Source organism: Shewanella litoralis (assembly GCF_009828585.1).
Classification (GTDB): Bacteria; Pseudomonadota; Gammaproteobacteria; order Enterobacterales; family Shewanellaceae; genus Shewanella; species Shewanella litoralis.
Window position 1 is genome coordinate 93,184 of the sequence record NZ_WSRZ01000014.1, and the last position, 19,553, is coordinate 112,736.

Consider the following 19,553-nt stretch of genomic DNA (forward strand, 5'->3'; position numbering starts at 1 on the left):
AAAACAGCTAGTTACCTCCCCTACTTCTTGCCATATCTACATAACGCGATAGAATGCTTTTAATAGCATTTTGCACAGTAATAGGAGCACACATGGAAGTTACGAAAAAGCGTAAAAATGAGAGAAGCTTAATCCCTTTAGTCATAATTATTGGGCTTGTATGTGCTCCATTAATTTTTATACTCGGAATTGTTGTAGGCATTGAAATTCAAGTATCTTCTGTTTTAACTGCTGACTCATTATCTTCTTGGGTGTCAGCAGTTGCTACAGTTGCGATCGCAGTTTTAACATTCATTTTAGCAAAAGAAACTTGGTATCTAAGAGAGGCTCAAATAGAGCAAGTTAACAATCTTAGAAAAGAGAATATTAGACCTAACGTTTCAGTTGCGCTTAAACATAGTAATTTATCATTTAATTTAATGATGGTTGATGTATCCAACTTAGGAAAAGGTATTGCGAGAAATGTTAGTTTCAAGTTTATTGATAAAAATGGTAATGAAATTGCTAAAGGCAATAATATAATTGTAGATGCATTCCTAGAACTTCATGTTTTTTCTAATGGCATGCATTCTTTAGGAATTCGTCAAAAAGTAGATAGCTTCTTGTTTAGTTTTTTTGACCTTAAAGAAGATGATTTTCTCACCCATTTTTTCACAATAGAAGTTTCATATTCAGATGTTGAAGGTAACATCTATACTAATGAGTTAACGATTGACTTTGCTGAATTCAAAGGCATTACAGAAATAGGTGGTGGCGACCCTCTACATAAAATGGCTGGTGATTTAGAAAAACTCAGAAAGGTAATTGAGCAAATGACTACATCCTCCAAAAAGCTAAATGTTAATACTTACACCGCAAAAGATCGAGATATTCAAACTCAAGCGATAAAAAAAAGGCATGCCGAATTTCTTCAAAAAAACACGAAGTAATTTTTTGCCGCCCTTACTAAACACATCTGCGTATTCTTGTTATAGTAAGGGTTAAGCCTTCAACTCAGGTGTCAATATCCACCGACATTAACCCAGATTTTGTGATTGTGGGCGAAACCCGTTCATACAATTGGGACATGATCCATAAAGCGTCTCGCTTTGTAGCAGGCGGCGCGCGCTTTATTGCCACCAACCCTGATACACACGGCCCAGCTTATAGCCCAGCTTGTGGCGCATTGTGTGCCGCCATTGAGCGGATTACCGGCAAAATGCCTTTTTACGTGGGAAAGCCAAGCTCATGGATTATTCGCTCAGCGCTGAATCATATTCAAGGCCATTCTGAAAATACCATTATTATTGGCGACAATATGCGCACCGATATTTTAGCGGGCTTTCAAGCTGGGCTTGAAACCATTCTAGTCACCAGTGGCGTGAGCCAAATGAGCGACATTGAAAAAGAGCCATTTAGACCAAACCATGTGTTTGCATGCGCCGGTGATATTGACGTGGTGTAAAGACACATGTAAGTCATTACATTTACATTAGGTAACACATTATCAAGCCAGAGCCCTTGTCATAGCGCGCTGGCTTGATTCATTATGCTGGTCCGAAATAATAAAAACGATAATCAGGATAGAGCATGAAACGACTGTTTCCTCTTTGCGCTGTAGCGCTGCTCAGTGCATGTAATGGTGGTGAGTCAACCACCCCAGCACAAGATACTCCAAAAAAAACAACTCAAGTGAGCTTTGACGAGCAGCGCTTTAGAACCGATATTGAAACCTTATCATCAGACAAATTTGAAGGCCGCGCACCCACAACCCAGGGCGAAAAGCTCACCCTTAACTATCTGTCTGCCGCATTTACCAAAATGGGCCTTATCGGTGCAAATAATGGCAGTTTTTTACAACCTGTGCCGATGGTGAGTTACACCGCGAGCGAACAACAACAGGTCAATTTAGCGGGTATAGCAATGCAATATCGCCAAGATATTGTGCTAGGCAGTCGCCACGACAATCAACAAGTCAGTATTAAAGATGCCCCATTAGTATTTGTGGGTTATGGCATCAATGCACCGGAATACGAGTGGAACGATTATCAAGACATCGATATGCAAGGCAAAATAGCCATTATATTGGTCAATGATCCAGGTTTTGCCCACCCTAATGATAAAAAGTTTAATGGCAATGCCATGACGTATTACGGTCGCTGGAGCTACAAATTTGAAGAAGCCAGCCGTCAAGGTGCACTGGGCGCGATTATTATCCACGACACCAAACCCGCATCCTACCCTTGGTCTGTGGTTGAAAACAGCTGGACAGGTGCGCAACAAGATTTAGTGCTGAACAAAACTGAACAAGACAAACGAGTACAAGTTGAAGGTTGGATAACCTTAGACATTGCCAATAACTTGTTTAACAAAGCGGGCTTATCATTACCTTCGTTAATGGACCGCGCGGCAGACAGCGCATTAAATGTCGACTTAGCCCAAAATGCCTCTATCGAATTTACCAATAAAGCGGACTATGCCGACAGTTATAATGTCGTGGCCACCTTACCTGGTTCTAGCCAGGTTAATGAACATATTCTGTTTACCGCTCACTGGGATCATATCGGTACCGATGACAGTAAAGAAGGCGACCAAATCTACAATGGCGCCCTAGATAATGCCTCAGGCACCGCCGGTATTTTAGAAATAGCCCGTCAATTTGCCGAGCAAGCTAAAGCGGGTAATGGCCTTAAACGCTCATTAACCTTTATTGCCACCACGGGTGAAGAGCAAGGCTTACTCGGTTCACGCTACTTTGCAGCCAATCCACTTTATCCTATCGATAAAACGGTGGCGGTATTTAATCTCGACAGTACCAATGTGTATGGTAAAACCAAAGATTACACCATTGTCGGCAAAGGCCAGTCTGAGTTAGAAGTGTATTTAGATAAGGCAGCGGCAAGTCAAAACCGGGTCACCACTGGCGAAAGCAATCCCGCTTCTGGCGGTTTTTTCCGCTCAGATCATTTCAGCTTTGCCAAGTTAGGCGTTCCAGCGGTATTTGCCGGTGGCGGCGCAGAGCCGCTTGATGAAGCAACCGCGAAGTATAAAGCGACAATGAGTGAGCAAATGAAAGGCTGTTATCACAACGTATGTGATCATTACCGTGCAGATTGGGATTTGTCTGGCGCATTACAAGATTTGGGCGTGTACTACCAAGCAGCTGCTGAGTTAGGTAACAATCAAGATTGGCCAGGCTATTATGCCGGCTCAGAGTTTCACCCGCTTCGACCAGCAAACTAATCTCTTCGTATTCCTTCCCACCCAAGGATTTGCCCATCATTGTTTGATGGGCTTTTTTTTATGTTTTTTGCACAATGGTTGTGCATTGCATCGGGGCATAACCCGCTCACTTTGGCTGCAGAATCCCAAGAAAACAGCTATCACAGCTAATTTGTTCAAATAAACGGCAAACGCACTCGTTCAGTGCAACTAGGAATTTATTGAGTTTGTATTGATAAATCCTAAATTTTTTGGCGATTTTGGCAATATAATTATCGATCCAACAACAAATTCAACTTTATACAAAACAATCACCAATCAAACGCAAAACAAAAAGAGATTAAATCATTAAAATGAGCTTATTTGTGACGTTATCTCAAAAAATAGACTTGGCAGTTAACGAAAATGCTGGCAAAGTAGCAAACAGATAAAGATTAGCCAACACTGCTGGAGCCGTATTATGTGTTCAATATTTTCAATTTTAGATATCAAAACAGATGCAAGCCAACTACGTCAAGTTGCTTTAGAAATGTCAAAGTTACTGCGTCACCGCGGACCTGATTGGTCTGGCATTTACGCAGACGACAAAGCGATTTTAGCGCATGAACGTCTTGCCATCGTTGACGTAGACCACGGTGCCCAGCCACTCATTAGCCTAGACGGAAACCTTGTGCTTGCCGTTAACGGTGAAATCTATAACCACAAGCAACTCAAGGCGCAGTTAGGCGATAAATACCAGTATCAAACTAACTCAGACTGCGAAGTGATCTTATCGCTTTATCAAGAATATGGCTGTGACTTTTTAGACAAACTCAACGGCATCTTTGCCTTTGTTCTATACGACAAAGCCAAAGGCACTTACCTTATTGGCCGTGACCATATTGGAATTATTCCGCTGTACACAGGTTTTGATTCATCAGGTAACTTTTATGTAGCCTCTGAAATGAAAGCGCTAATGCCAGTATGTAAAACGGTAGCGGAGTTTCTACCAGGGCAGTATTTATATTCAGCCGATGGCAAACCAACCCAATACTACCAACGTGATTGGAAAGATTTTGATGCAGTAAAAGACAACCCAGCTAGCGTTGAAGAATTGCGTGAAGCATTAGAAGCGGCGGTAAAACGTCAGTTAATGTCAGATGTGCCCTACGGCGTGCTTTTATCAGGTGGTTTGGACTCGTCTGTGATTTCAGCCATTACTCAAACCTACGCTAAGCACCGTATCGAAAACGATGGTGAAACGGGTGCATGGTGGCCACAACTTCACTCATTTGCGGTGGGTTTAGCAGAATCTCCAGATTTAGTTGCCGCGCAAAAAGTGGCCGATGCCATTGGCACCATTCACCACCCTATTGTATACACCTTCCAGGAAGGCTTAGATGCAATTAAAGAAGTGATTTATCACTTAGAAACTTACGATGTCACCACCATTCGTGCCGCAACGCCAATGTACTTAATGGCACGAAAAATCAAAGCCATGGGCATTAAAATGGTGCTATCTGGCGAAGGTGCTGATGAATTATTTGGTGGTTACCTATATTTCCATAAAGCGCCTAACGCTCAAGCATTTCATGAAGAATTAGTGCGCAAGTTAGATAAACTGCATTTATTTGACTGCTTACGTGCTAACAAAGCCATGGCCGCATGGGGACTAGAAGCCCGAGTGCCTTTCTTAGATAAAGAGTTTATTGACGTGGCAATGCGTGTAAACCCAGAAGCCAAAATGTCTAAAGATGGCCGCATCGAGAAACACATTTTACGTCAAGCATTTGAGCACAAATTACCGAAAGAAGTGGTGTGGCGTCAAAAAGAGCAATTTAGCGATGGTGTAGGCTATTCGTGGATTGACGGCTTAAAAGCACATGCTGCAGCTAACGTTGATGACGTGCAATTTGCTAATGCTAAATTCCGTTTCCCATACAACACGCCGGAGTCAAAAGAAGCGTACTTCTATCGCAGCTTCTTTGAAGAGTTCTTCCCACTAGCCAGTGCAGCAGAAACGGTACCGGGTGGTAAAACAGTAGCCTGCTCTACGCCAGAAGCTCTGTTGTGGGATGCAAGCTTACAAGGCATTAACGACCCATCGGGCCGCGCAGTGAAAAACGTTCACGCTAGCGCTTATTAATAGCAAGTCGCATAGCAAACACCACCTTAATCGGTGGTGTTTTTGTTTATACTTGCCACTCAAAAGCACAAAAAGAGAACCCAATAAATGCCAGAGATCAGTATTTATAATTTAGAAATGACCGACCGCAGTCAACTCAACGCTAAGCCGCAATCAAACGGATTAACGTTAATCGAGGCCAAGGTTAAACAATATCAGTTTAATCGATTTCTATATCAGTTTGTGGGCGCAGCATGGGAATGGATTGATAAGCTGACGTGGACAAACAGCCAATGGCAAGCCTATAGCGAAGCCGATAACCTGCATTTGTATGTTGCTTATGTCGATGGGGCGCCAGCAGGTTATTTTGAATTACAGCAACAAGAAAATGGCAATGTCGAAATTATGTATTTTGGTTTAGCAGAGCGTTTTATCGGTAGAGGATTTGGCGGCTATTTACTGACGCAAGCTATTGAACATGCCTGGTCACTACCCGATACCCAAAGAGTATGGGTGCATACCTGCTCGTTAGATCACCCAAGTGCACTGCACAATTATCAAGCGCGCGGGTTTATTCTTTTTAGAACTGACATTGAGACACAAACGACCTCATAACACTAACGCCAATAGTCTTAACGATTTTTACAGGCAATAGCGCGTTGCTGCATAATGTCTATCAGCGCGCTTTTTTGCTGATCGTTCATCGAATGCCAAGCCAAGATCTCATCTAAAGAGCGACGGCAACCTAAGCACACATCGTTACTGTCTAGGCAGCAATGCCTAACACAAGGCGTTTCAACTGTGGGTTTATTCTGACCATACCGCATATTCATTACCATTTACGTCCTTGAAATGAAAACGTCTTCCACCTGGAAAACTAAAAATATCGCGGCTAATCAACCCACCGGCGTGGGTAATTGCGGCTTGTGTCGCCAGTAAATCCTGGCTGTAAAGTACAATCAACGGGCTGCCAGTTGCTAAAGTAAATTGGGTTGACGACTGGTAAAAACCGCCGTCAATACCCACCTGTAAAAAGCAACTGTAATCAGGACCGTAGTCCTGAAACTGCCAACCAAACACCTGGCTAAAAAAAGCTTTAGTGGCCAGCACATCTTTTACCGGTATTTCGAGATAATTAATCTTGTTGTGCTGGCTCATATTGACCTCAGTTAAATTGAATTAAACACTGTATCTAATGTATACAGTGGCTTTGGCATGTAATTTATTGCCGACTTATTGCACCAACGACTTATTGTACCAACGCAGCCGCCGCACCAATAATGCCACCAAACACGCCGCCCCATACCACTAACCAACCAAGATGCGTTTTAATCATATCTTGCACAATCTGCTTCACCAATTCTGGGGTCAGTTCGTTTAAGCGTTGCTCAACAATATTAGCCACTTTAGCTTGCATATCGGCCATAACACTCGGTTTCTCAAGCTCATTAATTAAAATAGCGTTAAATTGATCACTTTGCGCGAGTTCGACCAAAGATTGTTTCATTTTCTCAATAAAAGGCTCTTTTAATGGGACAAGCGCTTCTGTGCCGCCAAACATTGCCAGCATGCCACCAAACGATGACTTCTCAATGGTATCAACCAGTGCATCGAAAGACGGCGCCAAATCAATTTTTTCAATCACGGGCGTCAAATCAATATGACTGGCACTGCTGCTCGTTAAAAATCGATCAATGTTTTCCTGGGTAAAGAACTGTTGCATCATTAAATGCTGAATACCGGCCTTAAACTCTTCAAAACGCGATGGCACCACGCCCGAACCATATAACCCCGGGACTTTTTCGAACAACATATGAATGGCCAACCAGTTAGTTATTGCGCCAGATAACGCAAATAAGCCAATGGTGAATACGATTTGCTGTTCTAAGCCATAACCAACCAATACAAAAATGGCGGCTATTAAATTTGTCGCGACGCTCTTGTTCAATCTCTGTTCCTTAACATTATTCCGCCCCGATAATCGGCCACACTTTGAATGTAGTTCCTATATAGAGGACACAAAAAAACCTCGACTATTTTATCAGAAAATAGAACCGAGGTTTATAGCTTGTAGTCAGTGTCGGTCAATAAATTACGCGAGTCTTAAGCTGTACATTGTTCATTTGCAACTTGTTGCTCATAACGGTTAATCAATAACACCCCAGTGCTTTGTGCCAACAGCTCTGCCTTTTGATGCATTTGATCGGCAACATCTTGTTGTTGATATTCTGCTAACACAAACACGTCTTCTAAATACCAAACTGGGGCAAGTAATAAAGATGAAAATGATGGGTATAATTGCGTAAAACCCACCATGTTATCATCTTTAATGCACACAAAAATCATCGTGTCGTTTTCGGCCAGGCGATGCTTTAAAAAGGCATGACAAGCGGCATAATCTTGGGGTTGATTTAATTGCTGACGATACAGATCAAACAAGGTGCTCAGTGGTTCTAAATCGATGCTCGAAGCAAGACGAATTTGCATTTATCATCCTTGAAAATAGTCATCACAGCGAGATAACTCGCTATTGATTAAGTTAATGAGTCACTGTACTCGGCGCCGTAAACAACCGGGTGGTTTTATGCGCAAACAGCCAGTGCATGTAATTGTGAACAAAGTATTAGTTTACTAAGCGAACAAAACATCGTCACAATATGAATATAAAATCTATTAATTACATAAACTTAATTTAGATATTTAACAATCTAGCATCAATAAAGCACAAAGTAAATTAATCTGTTTCTACTGTAAAATAATCCCTAGTAGCGAAATTTATTTGTTACTATGGCTCACTGTGAACCTGCATTTATCAAGAAATTTCCTATGACATCCTTTTTTGCTCAACTTCGCACAGGCGTTAAACGCCGTCCTCGCTATCAAAAATGGCTATTGGCCATTGTGAGCTTGTATCTACTCTTTTGTGCCATATTAGGCGGATTAATCCCAGCGGTTGCTAAACAGCAATTGCCACAGCAATTAAGCGACATTTTAGGTCGCGAGGTAACATTGCAAAACATTGAGATTAACCCATTTACCACAGAGCTCACTGTCACAGGCTTTACCATTAACGAGCAAAAACAAGATGCACAATTTGTCAGTTTTGAACGCTTATATGCCAACTTACAAGTGTGGCAATCGATCCGGTTAATGGGGTTAGTCCTCGAAGATGTCGTGCTTGAACAACCTAAAATTCAAGTGAGCCGCAGTCAAGATAACCAACAACATGATGTGTTTAACTTCACTGACATTATTGAACACATAGCCAGTAATAGCAGCGTGCAACAAGCAGAGCAACAACCTCAATCGGCAGAAATGCTGTCGATGCGCATGGCAAATATTCAACTCATTGACGGAACATTCACGTTAAACGATAAGGTCACTGACACAAAAATCAGCTACCCAAATATCCAACTAAAACTAAGCCAATTTGACAGTATTATGGCGGCTATTGATGATCAACAAAACCTGGTTAATCAGTTTAATATCGCCATTGAAGATCAATTCCAGGGGGCATTAAGCCTGCAAGGACAGCTACAGTTAGCCCCACTCATGCTTCAGGGGGATATCAAGGTTGCCAACATCGATTTATCGCGCTACTGGTCTTTTATCGACCAATTATTTGCTATCAATTTAGCCCAGGGCCAACTCAGCGTAAACGGACACTTTCGTGTAGCCCTGCAAAATGCTCAGCTCGAGCCAATAAGTGATATTCACATTGCCAAAGCTCGGGTGGTGATTGAAAACGTAAAAGCGGTACACCAACAAGATGAAAAAATCTCGATTGATGTTCTGGCGTTAAATAACATCAATGTTGATACCCCAAAACAACAAGTCACCATTGATGAATTTTACAGCGAAAATGGCAAAATTAACCTTAATATTACTCCCACAGGTGCTGATCTTGTTGCCTTGTTACTTCCGAAAAACACTGATTTAGAGCTTGGAAGTGACGCTTCAGCAACTTCAATTGAATCGGCTACGACTGAAAACGCAGCGACAGAAACAGCCGCGATTGAAATTACAGAGAATGAAACCGACGCTTCTAAAACCATAGCGAGTGGAATGACAAACACTGAAACGTCAAATAGCGCTGTACAAATTGATGCCACAAACACAGACAGTCAAGGCAAGCCATGGCTTGTCACACTTAACAAAATTAAGCTCGAACAGTATCAAGTCGCATTAGGCGAAGGCATTGCTAGCGACAACATCATCATTTGGCAGCTCGGGCCAATTAATGTCAGCACAGGCAAAATCATATCTGATTTTTCCAGTCCGATAGATTATCAATTCTCAACCGAAATTAACGGTCAAAGCCAATTGAGCTCTAGTGGTCAAGTGGATGTATTAGCGCAAAGTATTCAAGCTGACATCGATTTTAGCAATATGATGCTAACGCGCTTGCAGCCGTATATCGCCCCATACATTAATGTCACTTTAGAAGATGGAGTGTTTTCAACTCAAGGCAAACTCATCGCAGACGCTAACGAAACTTTGGTATATCAAGGTAGTGCTAAAATTGAACAGCTCGACATTAAAGATAACGTGCTTAAGCAGCCTTTATTAAACTGGGAAACCATGGCGATAAACCAGCTATCTTATGACCGTAAACAAGCAAAAATAGACATAGACGAAATTGACTTCGACGCCCTCTTCGCACGTTTAATTATTTCTGCAGACCGAAGTACCAATATTAGCCAATTGATCCATGACAATAGCCAAGACCAAGTCGGCGTGACAGTAAAGGACAGTTCGGCGGAACCTAAGTTAGCGGCTACAGATGACATCGCCGAACAACAAAGCGCTACCAACACACCAGAAATGCAGCTCAACATTAATCGTATTGCGGTTAAAGACAGCTCAGCCTTTTTTGCGGATAACTCGTTAACACCCAATTTTGCCTCAGGCATTGAAATGCTCAATGGCGAAATCACAAATTTATCGTCTAACCCGCAAACTACTGCATCAGTCGACTTAGCCGGTAAAATAGATAAATATGCGCCGGTGACCTTAAAAGGTGATGTTAATCCGCTACTAGAGCAACCCTACTTAGATTTAAACCTCAACTTTAAAAAAGTAGAACTCACATCGGTTAACCCTTATTCGGGCACTTACGCTGGCTATTACATCGACAAAGGTCAGTTGTCGCTTGATTTAAACTATAAATTAAAAGACAACGTGCTTGTTGGCAGTAATCACCTGGTTATCGACCAGTTACAACTGGGCAAACGCAGTAATAGCGACTTAGCAACCAGCTTACCGGTTAGCTTGGCAGTAGCATTACTGCAAGACCGTCACGGAGTAATAGATTTAGGGGTTGATGTGTCTGGAGACATTAACTCCCCCAGTTTTAGCTTTGGCAGTATTATAATTAATGCCATCGGTAATTTGATCACCAAAGCCGTAACCTCACCGTTTTCATTTATAGCTGGGCTTGTTGGCGGTGAAGAAGCCATCGATAAAGTCGGCTTTGATTATGGAGTCAGCGCTATTGAGCACCAACAGCAATTAACCCTGGATAAATTAGCCAGCGCCTTAATAGAAAGACCGTTATTAAACCTCAATATTAAGGGCAGTGTTGATGTGGCTAACGATAAGCCCGCATTAGCAGAACTAAAACTTCACAAAAAACTGGCCAAAACGGCTGCCATTAAACTGCGTAACTTACCCAAACATTTATCGGCAAGTCAGTACCCAGAGTCAGGCCCGCTCACCGATGCACTTTATGTGCTAGTGGAACAGGATTTAGGGCAACAGCCAAACGTTATCAAACAGACATTATTGGCAGAAGCTCCCGAGCTTAGCCTGCAAGAGCTTACAACACGCTGGCACATCGCGCTGTACAATATGTTGAAAAACAATCAAGAGGTAAGCATTGATGATTTAGGTCTGCTTGCTCAAGCACGCGCCAGAGCAGTGAAAGCCTATTTAGTCGAACAAGGCCAAATTGATGCAGGAAAAGTTTTTGTGCTCGAAAGCCGTATAAACACCAATCAAACTGCGGCATCAGCATTGTTAGAGTTGCAAGCAAAATAACCCGGGCTTGTTATCTGCGCTAAAGTTGGAGTAGACTGCGGCTAATTTAATTTAGGCCATGCCGCCACAACGGTTTGGTCTTCACGTGATGATACTTGAGGATAGATATGTTCATTGTTCGCTGGATTTTAGGTCGAATTATTTTGTTATTAAATTTCGTATTTGCGCCTAAAAAACGCCAACGCCCGCAAGAGCAACAAGCCGTTATCGACCAACAAACTCAGTCATTGGCGTTATATCAATATGCTGCATGCCCGTTTTGTGTAAAAGTACGCCGTGAAATGCGTCGTCAAAATTTGAACATCAACATTGTTGATGCCAAGCAAGAGCAAAACAAAGCAATACTCACAGCACAAGGCGGTAAATTGCAAGTACCGTGTTTACGTATTGAACAGGACGGCCAAACACAATGGTTGTACGAGTCTAAAGCCATTACGAGCTATTTAAACGAACGATTTGCCTAGATGCCCTTAGCATTGATAAATAAGCCGCACTTGTTGCGGCTTATTTTTTGCTGATTAACAGTGTAAACACCCTCTTTAAGTTAATTTACCTTGCTGTGGGCTATCATCCATCCAACCGCTTAGGTTATGATTTACGCCATTATTGTGCTTTAGGGGTTTATCTGTGTTTAAAAATAGTCTGGTAATATGTGGCGTGGTGTTATTGAGTGCATGCAGTGCAAGCCCACCTGATCCAATGGATTTTGCCGGACAATTTCGCGATACGTTTAGCACGCAAATAAAAGGCGATGGCATTAAACTCTTTACGTATAAAGCGAAACTGGCCACGGTAACAGATCGCCCTCTGCCAAACGACCAACCACATGAACAACGGATAAACCGCCGCAAACAAGACTTGCAAAGCTATATTATTGAGCAACGTAATGCAGAAGAACGCCTGGAGCTTTGGCATCAACAAGTTGATTTAGGCTTACAAAAAACCATCGAAATGAGCGGTTACTGCAAAGCGAGTTTTGTCGAATTAAGTCGTTATGTTGAACCCGATCGCGCAGAAGTTCGCGGTGAGTGTAACGATGGCGCCACCGAGGAAGACATTCAAAAATTCGGTCGTTAAGCTTATTTCAGGTACTCGCTTGAGTGGCTCATTTGATCGGTATTTTATAAACTGCTGTATCCAGCGTGGCAATTACGCTAGAATTAGCCTCCAATTTTCTCGTGAAGTCGCCGATGGCAGTTAGACCAGCGTCTTCACGCTTTGATAAGCCATTTATCTTCTGAAATGATATGAATAGTTTGTCGTTTACACAGTAAGAAGTCAGATGAATAGAAAGCAAGAAATGATCAAAAAGTTGGCCAAACGTGCCAAAGCACGTGCCAACAAAGTGGTGCCATCAAATCCGAGTAGCAAACCGGTTGAACGCTATATCTCTAAAGCTGAACGTGAAAAAATTGCGTTAGCAGCAGATGAGCAAGCAGCCAATAACGAAGTCGACGCACCAGCTGAAGCCGTTGTTGAAACACCGGAAACGGCAGACAAAAAGTAAATCACTTGGCGTCTATTGCGCGCAACTAAAAAGCCCCTATGACGCTAATCGTCATAGGGGCTTTTTGATGTCATTCACTTTATACTCATTACTCTTTGTTTGCCTTAGCATCTTGTTGGGCTAATTGCTTACACAAAGGTTCTTCATCTAACTGGCCCATTTGGGTTCGTCCCGAGGTCGGTAATGGCGCAGCGACCATATCAATATTCATCGCATCATCTTCTAATAGCTTTTTATTGGCATCAACAGACACCAGGCCTTGCTGACTGATTTTATCAACGAGGCGATACGCACACAGCATACCGACAACACCAAAGATAATCGCGCCAATCACCTGGCCAATTAACACGCCATACACCCCACCCCACTGGGCACCAAAATACACAAATGGGATTGTGCCCACGGTGGCCTTGCCAACATTAAACAAGGTTGAATACTTGGCCTTACCTAAATTATTAAATGAGGCATTGGCAATAAATAAAATCCCCGAGAAAATAAAGAATACTGCAATATACTGGCAGAAAAACAAAATCAACTCGGCTGCATCACCTTTCATGTCAAAACTGCTCACAATTACGTTACGCAGCAAAAACAGGATGAGAGACATGGCTAATACGTACACCACACAAAATTGTATTGCCTTGGTCAAGCTTAGCCTTACTCGCTCGAACTCATTTGCGCCAAAGTTTTGCCCCACAATGGGCCCAACGGCACCCGATAAAGCAAAAATCATCCCAAAGGTCACGGGAATTAACCGGCCTAACACCGCCCAGCCTGCAACATAACTGTCGCCAAAGTCTGCAATGGCTCGCGTTACCACCGCATTGCCAATGGGCGTAGCCACATTGGTTAACATCGCAGGAGCTGCAATGGCAAAAATCACGCCTAAATCTTGTTTAAACTCCACCCAGGAAAATCGCCCCATTAACTTATGCTTAACCACCACGCCACGGGCAGAGATAATAAATACCGCGATACGGGCTAATACCGAAGCCGCAGCTGCGCCTTCTATCCCCATAGATAAGGTAAAAATAAAGATAGGATCAAGCACCGCATTGACGCCGCCACCAGCTAATGTCGACATCATCGACAATTTAGCGTCGCCCACCGCACGCAGTGCACCGCCTAACGCCATGGCTAAACAAATAAACGGTAACGAAGGCACTAAGATGATTAGGTAGCTTTCAGCCAGTTCAGCTGTGCGCCCTGTCGCCCCAACAAGTGCTAATAACTCAGGAATAAAAATGTACACAACAATGGCCACCAGCACACTGGTTAATAGCGTCACGATGGCACTGTTTAAAAACAACCGTTTTGCTAACTCGATATTTTTTGAGCCGACAGCTTTGGACACCAAAGCGCCAAGCGCAATCGACAAGCCAATACCAATCGAGGTGGTGAAAAATGAGATAGTGCTGGCGTAACCCGCCGCGGCAGCCAGTTCAACTTCGCCCAACAAACTTAAAAAGAAAATATCGAGTAAATCAACAACGAAGAGCGCCGAAATACCGACCGCAGCGGTCGAGCTCATCACCAATATGTGACGTAAAATTGGGCCTTCGACAAACTTAGCTGTGGTCATGCTTATCCTTTAATAAAAATCACCCAGCAAAACAATTTTCGATGATAAAGAGCTGGGTCTAAAAATGGCAAAATTAATAATGCACATCAGAGTTTTTCTAACTCGCTGCCACAATGATTACAGTATTCTGCGTCGTTATCATGGCCTTTTTTGCCACAATTACTGCACTTACGTAAATCGCGGGTTCTCACCATTTCATGAGAAATCTCCGCAGTTAAAATCCCCGTAGGTATGGCAATAATCGAATAGCCAATCAACATCGTTAATGCGGCAATACCCTGACCTAATGGCGTTTGCGGGGTAATATCGCCATAGCCGACGGTGGTAATGGTCACTACCGTCCAATACATGGATTTAGGGATTGAGGTAAAGCCATTATTTGGCCCTTCGACCACGTACATAATCACACTGAGCACCATGATGATGAGGCTGACCGAAAAGAAAAACATAAACACTTTACGGCTAGACTGCACCATGGCTTTTAATAACAAGTGGCCATCGCTTAAATAGCGCAATAGCTTTAACACTCTAAACACCCGGAATAAACGCAACACCCGTAGCGCCAAGGCCACGTTTGCTCCCGGGAAGATTAAGCCTAAATAGCTGGGTAAAATCGACACTAAATCGACCACACCAAAAAAACTGCGGGCATAGTGTAAACGATTGAGGGAACAATATAACCGTAATATGTACTCAACGGTAAACAATACCGTAAAGCTCCATTCTGCGATACTAATAAGCTGACCATATTGCTCATTGATGTGCTCAATAGTGTCAATAAAAATCAACACTACACTCAGCACAATGCATATCATCAATATGATATCGAACCGTTTACCCTCTGGTGTTTCAGTGCCAAAAATAACATTTCGCAGTTTTTGTTTTAGCGGGCTGTCGGACTTTTCTTCGGTATTCATTTCAGGTTTCGCTATATTAGGTAATCTTTTAGACGAACTTGCAAAAAACTTGCAAATAAACACGGTTAACTAATATCAATTAACCCTTGATGTCGTTAAAATCTAACATTGACTGCCGAGTTTTAACATTCGGAATCAGTCATTTTACAATAAAAATTAAAATGGTCATTGGTTTACGGAGATTTCATGCGCGCGCTTCCTATATTATTCATGGTTATGTTTTTTTGCCCACTGTTGGCAAATGCTTCATCGTCTCAATCGTTAAAAGCCAAAGTCGACCTTGTAGTGGTCAATAAATCAGAATCGCGTATGTCAGTCATGCGTGACGGTAAAGTGGTCAAGAGTTACCTGATTGCTATGGGCGATGTGCCACAAGGCCACAAACTCAAAGAAGGCGATCAACGCACGCCACAGGGCCGCTACACTTTAGATTATAAAAAGTCAGACAGTGCTTTTTATAAGTCTATTCATATTTCATACCCTAATGAAGAAGATAAATTACGTGCTGATGCACTCGGTATTCCTGCAGGTGGCATGATTATGATCCACGGAGAAAACCCACGCTCGCCGTTACCGCCAGAAGAAGCTCAAAAATACAACTGGACCAATGGTTGTATTGCGGTCACCAACAAAGAAATGGACGAGCTTTGGCAAATGATTGATGCCGGCACCCCAATTGAAATTTGGCCATAGCCACTGTCGTTTTCGCTTTTAATTGTTTGAGTGAGCACATGAACTACCAACATCTACAACAAACCTGGGCTGACTTTAGCGTTCGGATAACCGCCTTTATTGAGCAGCTAGGATTAGACCGTTTATCTTTACAGGCCGATCACGCCGCATTGCGCGTCAATAACAACCAAACAGCGCAGTTACTTGCTGATGAATTTAGCCAATATGGTGAGGTAATATCGAATAACATGATTAATGGCAGGCCCATTTTAATCATTAAGCTTACTGAGCCGTTAGTGATCGGCTCTATGCAAATCACCTGTGTTGAACTGCCCTTTCCATCAGATAAAGCTTACCCAGTAGAAGGTTGGGAACATATTGAGTTGGTGTTTCCATCACAAGCGCAAACCTGTGAAGCCCTTGTTGCCGAGCTAATTGAACACGCACCACAATTGGCCAGCATTATCGATAATGCTCAAGCTGGGGTTGGAAAGATTAAGGTGAAACAGAGCTCACCAAAAGGTGATAACGAACGCTTAGCCAACCCAACCATTGCATTTAAAGCCAATGGCATTTGCGTAAAAGTGCATCCGCATGATATTCAAACTATTATCGCCAGCGAACAGTAAGCACATTACTCGGCTCGAGCAAAAACAACACTGACCTCTATTCACTCAATCAATGAATCGTGTCATAAACAGACTATTAGGATCAGCCTGATAGTCTGCAAATGGGCCGCAATACTCAAAACCATGACGTTGATACAAACGTCTTGCGGGGGCAAAAAAGTCCATCGAGCCGGTTTCTAAACTCAACTGCTGATAACCACGACGCTTAGCCTCATTGAGCAAATGCAATAACAATTCAGTGGCCACCCCTTGGTTTCTCGCCGCTGCGGATGTGCGCATTGACTTTATTTCGCCATGGGTTTCATTGAGCTGTTTTATCGCCACGCAACCTAATACCTCGCCTTGAAGCTTCGCGCACCAAAACGTAATACTAGGATGAGCTAGCGCATCGATATCTAAGGCATGGACACTTTCGGGTGGCGAAGTTGCATACATATCAGCTAAGTGCGCTTGTAATAATTCAATGACCCCTGCATCTTGTAAGTCATCCACTTGTATCTCCATCTACTAACATTCCTTAGGGGTAAGTGTTTTAGTTAAGCATTAATTTATATACAATTTTTAGCCACACGGCTAGGGGGTTAAATTTCGCAACTAAATTGTAATTATGACCCCCTACACGTTAAATAAAATCACCTTAATTAACAACAAGCTTTTTAGCCACAGCGCGACTTTCGAGTCTAAGTAAACCGAGTAAAAATAGCGTTCCCATCATCACTACACTGGCCGAAACATATAAACCAATATCATAATTACCAAAGTATTCGGCTAAATAGCCCGTCGGAACAGGCGCAATAATTTGCGCCGCGCCATAGGATAAGGTCATGGTGCCCATAAATTTGGCGGGGTTACTGGGATAAAACTTACCCGCCATGGTTAACACTAAGCTGACACAGGCGATGAAGGTGCCACCAAAACATAACGCGCTGACAATCACCACGGTTAAGCTGTCGTTCATCACAGGCAGAATAATCCCCACGGCTTGCAAACAGTAAGCGGCTAATAACGCTTTTACATAACCGGTTTTGCGGGCAATTCTATCCCACACTAATGCGGCAGGCGTGGCAGCAATACCAATTAACAAAAATGCTAAACTGCCCTGGCCTTGTAATCCCTCTGTGCGCTCGACAATATCGACAATAAAGGTTGAGCTAACGACATAGCCATAACCGGCACAAAAATAGGCTAGCATCATCAGCAACTTAAATTCGCGGCTGGGTGGATTATCGTTAGCAACCTCGCCTTGCTGCTCACCCGCTGTTGGATGCGGCATCCACAACCACGCTGGAATAGAAACCACAACAGCCAGCAGCGCTAGGGCCAGCCATTGCTGCTGCCAATCAGCCGACAGCCCAAGCATTAGCTCGAATAATAATGAAGTGATAATAATGCTCAAGCCTGCACCCGCAAAATGGATCCCTAATTCTGCACGGTGATTGTGTCTTACCAGCCACTTTAAGATAAGACCAGAAGCAATGATAAACCCGCCAGAGGCACAAACACCGGCGAAAAAGCGTAATACCGCCCAAGTGACGATATCAGTCGTCACCACCATGGCGGCAGAAGTCACCACACTCAAGAGTAAATAAACACGATGTAAATTATATTTGTAATGCAGATTATGCATGCTCGCCGCCACAAACACGCCAAACATATAACCCATAAAATTAGTGGTCGCCAACCAACCACCACCAGACTCAGTTAAGCCAGCACTGTCCTGCATTATCGGTAATAACAAACTATAGGAAAATCGTGCCACCCCAACGGTGACAATTAAACTGCAAATACCTGCAAAATACACACGAAAAGCGGTCAATTCCTTTAACATTATCTTGCGCCTAATCGAAAAATGATTAACAAACAATACGTCAACCTGCTAATGTTAAAAATTGAATTATTTTGAACCAAAACTTCTTATATTGAGAACTATATGGAAATGTTAATGCTCAAAACGTTTAAAGCCGTGGTCGATGAACAAGGCATTAAAGGCGCGGCAGATAAACTCAATACCGTGCAGTCTAATATTACTAACCGGATTAAGAAGCTCGAAGCAGAGCTCGACACCAAACTGTTTACACTGATAGGCAGAAAGCTGCAGTTAACCCCAAACGGGCAACAGTTATACGATTACGCTGAGCAAATATTGTTATTACAACATCAAGCTATTTCAGCTATTTCACGTAATAAAGACACTTACGAGTTACGTGTCGGTATGCCCGAAACATTTGCTGCCGTACACATGCCATTAGCGCTTAAACAACTCAAGCTCAACCATGCTGAAATTCGCACCAAAATTCATACCGACACCAGTGAAAGGCTCGTATTTTCAGTGCTTAACAATAAGGTGGATTGTGCCGCAATAGGCAATGCCCCAAAACATGAAAACCTGGTAGTGATCCCAATCGTTAAAGAAGAATTGATCATGGTGACGCCGCGAGACAGCGAATATGACCCGGTATTATTGGTGAGAGATGAAGGCTGTGGTTACCGACAACATGCCATGCTATGGCGCCAACAAGCAGGTCGAGGCAATGATGAACTCATGATAATGAGTAGTGCAGATGGCGTGTTAGGCTGCATTGCTGCAGGTTTAGGTTATACCATTATTGGTAAGAATATGGTGGCTGGCAGCCGCTATGAAAAATCATTGGTGATGACACCTGTGAGCCATGGCCCTAAACATGTTCAGTTATCGATTGTTTATCGTAAAGGCAGCCCATTAGAGTCTGGTATTTTAACCCTAGCCACCTTGCTGACAAAATAACTTAACCATATTGTCCACACAGAAGTGGACGCCTCAAAGGTGTCATTATGACTATACCGGTGTCATTTTTACACCAGCCACTACTGTCTATATGACATTGTAGATTTACAGCAAAACAATAAAGCACTGATAAATAAC

19 protein-coding genes and 1 pseudogene are annotated in these 19,553 nt (G+C 42.9%); 12 read left to right on the forward strand and 8 right to left on the reverse strand.

What is annotated here, in order from left to right; all coding sequences use genetic code 11:
• Positions 1-92 precede the first annotated feature (92 nt).
• The 5 genes and pseudogenes from GQA99_RS12535 (at position 93) to GQA99_RS12555 (ending at position 5,920) form a co-directional block, all read left to right on the forward strand.
• Positions 93-929 (forward strand): DUF8453 domain-containing protein, encoded by an 837-nt coding sequence (locus GQA99_RS12535; RefSeq protein WP_160054223.1) that lies wholly within the window; start codon positions 93-95, stop codon positions 927-929.
• A gap of 80 nt (positions 930-1,009) precedes the next feature.
• Positions 1,010-1,444 (forward strand): annotated as a pseudogene (locus GQA99_RS12540) (HAD hydrolase-like protein); the annotation flags it as partial.
• 125 nt (positions 1,445-1,569) lie between these two features.
• Complete coding sequence (locus GQA99_RS12545) at positions 1,570-3,222, forward strand: M28 family metallopeptidase (protein ID WP_160054224.1); 1,653 nt, start codon at positions 1,570-1,572, stop codon at positions 3,220-3,222.
• 439 nt (positions 3,223-3,661) lie between these two features.
• Positions 3,662-5,326 (forward strand): asparagine synthase B, encoded by a 1,665-nt coding sequence (gene asnB, locus GQA99_RS12550; protein WP_160054225.1) that lies wholly within the window; start codon positions 3,662-3,664, stop codon positions 5,324-5,326.
• Positions 5,327-5,413: 87 nt separating this feature from the next.
• Entirely contained in the window at positions 5,414-5,920 is a 507-nt protein-coding gene (locus GQA99_RS12555) for a GNAT family N-acetyltransferase (RefSeq protein WP_160054226.1), read from the forward strand.
• Between the two features lie 17 nt (positions 5,921-5,937).
• Here GQA99_RS12555 and GQA99_RS12560 read toward each other — a convergent pair whose 3' ends face one another.
• The 4 genes from GQA99_RS12560 to GQA99_RS12575 form a co-directional block, all read right to left on the reverse strand.
• A complete protein-coding gene (locus GQA99_RS12560; RefSeq protein WP_160054227.1) occupies positions 5,938-6,138 on the reverse strand; it encodes a DUF1289 domain-containing protein in 201 nt (66 codons plus the stop codon).
• Positions 6,113-6,463 (reverse strand): VOC family protein, encoded by a 351-nt coding sequence (locus tag GQA99_RS12565; protein ID WP_160054228.1) that lies wholly within the window; start codon positions 6,461-6,463, stop codon positions 6,113-6,115. Before GQA99_RS12565 ends, GQA99_RS12560 begins: the two co-directional genes overlap by 26 nt.
• Before the next feature lie 91 nt (positions 6,464-6,554).
• The gene (locus tag GQA99_RS12570; RefSeq protein WP_160054229.1) at positions 6,555-7,253 is read right to left on the reverse strand and encodes a DUF445 domain-containing protein; all 699 of its coding nucleotides are present in this window, start codon (positions 7,251-7,253) and stop codon (positions 6,555-6,557) included.
• A gap of 155 nt (positions 7,254-7,408) precedes the next feature.
• Positions 7,409-7,792, reverse strand: a complete 384-nt coding sequence (locus GQA99_RS12575; RefSeq protein ID WP_160054230.1) for a GNAT family N-acetyltransferase — start codon at positions 7,790-7,792, stop codon at positions 7,409-7,411.
• A gap of 339 nt (positions 7,793-8,131) precedes the next feature.
• Between GQA99_RS12575 and GQA99_RS12580 the strand changes: the two genes are divergently transcribed.
• The 4 genes from GQA99_RS12580 (at position 8,132) to GQA99_RS12595 (ending at position 12,851) form a co-directional block, all read left to right on the forward strand.
• Positions 8,132-11,344: a DUF748 domain-containing protein gene (locus tag GQA99_RS12580; RefSeq protein ID WP_160054231.1), complete on the forward strand. Its 3,213-nt coding sequence runs from the start codon at positions 8,132-8,134 to the stop codon at positions 11,342-11,344.
• A 107-nt stretch (positions 11,345-11,451) separates the two neighbouring features.
• Positions 11,452-11,808, forward strand: coding sequence for a glutaredoxin family protein (locus GQA99_RS12585; protein ID WP_160054232.1), 357 nt, complete (start codon positions 11,452-11,454; stop codon positions 11,806-11,808).
• A gap of 163 nt (positions 11,809-11,971) precedes the next feature.
• Positions 11,972-12,421 (forward strand): hypothetical protein, encoded by a 450-nt coding sequence (locus GQA99_RS12590; RefSeq protein ID WP_160054233.1) that lies wholly within the window; start codon positions 11,972-11,974, stop codon positions 12,419-12,421.
• 205 nt (positions 12,422-12,626) lie between these two features.
• On the forward strand, positions 12,627-12,851 hold the full coding sequence (locus tag GQA99_RS12595; RefSeq protein ID WP_160054234.1) for a DUF2986 domain-containing protein: 225 nt from the start codon (positions 12,627-12,629) through the stop codon (positions 12,849-12,851).
• An 88-nt stretch (positions 12,852-12,939) separates the two neighbouring features.
• Here GQA99_RS12595 and GQA99_RS12600 read toward each other — a convergent pair whose 3' ends face one another.
• Complete coding sequence (locus tag GQA99_RS12600) at positions 12,940-14,433, reverse strand: MATE family efflux transporter (RefSeq protein WP_160054235.1); 1,494 nt, start codon at positions 14,431-14,433, stop codon at positions 12,940-12,942.
• 86 nt (positions 14,434-14,519) lie between these two features.
• Positions 14,520-15,350, reverse strand: coding sequence for an ion transporter (locus GQA99_RS12605; RefSeq protein WP_160054236.1), 831 nt, complete (start codon positions 15,348-15,350; stop codon positions 14,520-14,522).
• Between the two features lie 210 nt (positions 15,351-15,560).
• Here GQA99_RS12605 and GQA99_RS12610 point away from each other — a divergent pair, with 210 nt between their 5' ends.
• Entirely contained in the window at positions 15,561-16,043 is a 483-nt protein-coding gene (locus tag GQA99_RS12610; protein ID WP_229785884.1) for a L,D-transpeptidase family protein, read from the forward strand.
• A 38-nt stretch (positions 16,044-16,081) separates the two neighbouring features.
• Positions 16,082-16,651: a VOC family protein gene (locus GQA99_RS12615; RefSeq protein WP_160054238.1), complete on the forward strand. Its 570-nt coding sequence runs from the start codon at positions 16,082-16,084 to the stop codon at positions 16,649-16,651.
• Positions 16,652-16,696: 45 nt separating this feature from the next.
• Here GQA99_RS12615 and GQA99_RS12620 read toward each other — a convergent pair whose 3' ends face one another.
• Both GQA99_RS12620 and GQA99_RS12625 read right to left on the reverse strand, forming a co-directional pair.
• Positions 16,697-17,155, reverse strand: a complete 459-nt coding sequence (locus GQA99_RS12620) for a GNAT family N-acetyltransferase (RefSeq protein ID WP_160054239.1) — start codon at positions 17,153-17,155, stop codon at positions 16,697-16,699.
• A gap of 133 nt (positions 17,156-17,288) precedes the next feature.
• Positions 17,289-18,479, reverse strand: coding sequence for a YbfB/YjiJ family MFS transporter (locus tag GQA99_RS12625; RefSeq protein WP_160054240.1), 1,191 nt, complete (start codon positions 18,477-18,479; stop codon positions 17,289-17,291).
• 114 nt (positions 18,480-18,593) lie between these two features.
• Between GQA99_RS12625 and GQA99_RS12630 the strand changes: the two genes are divergently transcribed.
• Positions 18,594-19,415, forward strand: a complete 822-nt coding sequence (locus tag GQA99_RS12630; protein WP_229785880.1) for a LysR family transcriptional regulator — start codon at positions 18,594-18,596, stop codon at positions 19,413-19,415.
• The last annotated feature ends 138 nt before the right edge of the window (positions 19,416-19,553 follow it).